Source organism: Pseudomonas sp. NPDC087690 (assembly GCF_044743175.1).
In the GTDB taxonomy this organism is placed as follows: domain Bacteria; phylum Pseudomonadota; class Gammaproteobacteria; order Pseudomonadales; family Pseudomonadaceae; genus Aquipseudomonas.
Genome location: NZ_JBIUVX010000025.1, coordinates 49,491 through 51,166, shown reverse-complemented (window position 1 = coordinate 51,166; position 1,676 = coordinate 49,491). Strand labels below are relative to the sequence as shown.

The 1,676-nt window shown below is 61.7% G+C and carries 1 protein-coding gene; it reads left to right on the top strand.

Annotated elements, in window-relative coordinates:
• Positions 1 to 1,425 (top strand): AhpA/YtjB family protein (locus ACIPIZ_RS20565; protein ID WP_401167078.1); only part of this gene is annotated, 1,425 nt, incomplete at its 5' end.
• Positions 1,426 to 1,676: the final 251 nt, after the last annotated feature.

The following is a 1,676-nucleotide window of genomic DNA, read 5'->3' as shown; positions in this document are numbered from 1 at the left end:
ATAGCCAGCCATAACGTGATCCTGGTCGCTCTGGCCCTGGTGATCTATTCCTGCGTGATGGGCCAGCAATTCAAGCAGGCCATGCACCAGCAGGCCGATGCGCTGGGCGAAAGCCTGACCACGCAGACCGCGACCTCGGCCACGGAGCTGCTGGTGTCCAACGACATCCTCAGCCTCAACGTGCTGCTCAACAACCTGACCAAGAACAAACTGGTCGCCCACGCGGCGATCTACAGCGTGGATAACCGCATCCTCGCCGAGTCCGGTCAGCGCCCCAAGCACAGCCTGCTGGGCGAAGCCGAAGGCATGTACGAGAGCAAGATCACTTTCCAGGACGTGACTGCCGGGCAACTGCGCATCAGCCTGGACATGGATCAGTTCCAGCAGCCGATGACCATCAGCCTGCAAAGCATGGGCATTCTCAGCGGCATTCTGCTGGCACTGTCGCTGGCCCTGAGCCTGCGTATGGGCCGCTACTTGTCGACGCCGCTGCTGCAATTGCGCGTCTGGCTGCGCCATATCGACGAACATACGCCGGGCACTGATCGTCAGGACGAGATCGGCGATCTGGCGCGGCAGTTGCACGCCGACTTCGCCCCGGAACCCGCGCCCAAGCCTGAGCCGGAACCCGAGTTCGAAGAGGAAGAGGACGACGAACCGGAGTTCGAGGTGCGCAACCTGCGTGATCCGAGCTTTGACGAAAGCCGTCCGCTGGCCGCACAGAAACCGGCGCCGCGCCACGTGGTCAGCACTGTTGAAGACGATGACGACGACGACGCCTTTGCCGATCTGCGCGACGAGTCACTCGATACCGCACCGCAACCGGTAACCCGCAAGGCCACGCCAAGCGTGCCACAACACAGCGCGGTGCTGGCGGTGCAACTGGGTTCGCAAGAGCAATTGCGTCGCCTGCCACGCGCGCGCCTGGAAGAATTGCTGGAGCGTTATCGCGACTGCCTCGATCAGGCCGCGTCGTTGTATCAGGGCGAAATCGAAACCCTGAACGATGGCAGCACACTGATGCTGTTCCACACCGAAGACAGCGGCGACGACTACCTGACCAATGCGATCTGCTGCGGCGAGCTGCTGCGGGCGCTGGGCCATCAATTGCAGATCGAAGTCGCAGACAGCGGCATCACCCTGCAATTGCAGTTGGGTCTGACTTTGGGTGACGAACTGTTTGGCCTGAGCCAGATTGATCTGCTGCTGACCGACTCGGCGCAGGACGCACTGGCCCTGTCGCAACACAGCCGCAACCTGCTGCTGGTGGAGCGCAAGATCAGCGATGACACGCTGATTCGCCAACGTGCGCGAATCCGCCCGATTGCCAGCCCTGAGGGTGCTTGCTGCGTGGAGCGGTTGATGGAGCCTTATCCGTCGATGCTGGAACGCCAGCTCGCGCGGATGCATGAGCGTCGGGCTTAAGTTCCAGGCCTGATGTGAAGAAGCCCGCAGACAAGCGATTGTCTGCGGGCTTTTTTGTGGGTGACTGAAGGGCCCCTCACCCTAGCCCTCTCCCAGAGGGAGAGGGAACTGACCCGGGGATATTGCCGGAATACACCGACCTGCACGTCCTGCTTTGAATCCATAACCGCCAAGCGCTTGCAGGTCGATGTATAGCGCCAGACACCTCGGTCAGTCCCCTTTCCTTCCGGAAGAGGGAACTGACCCGGGGC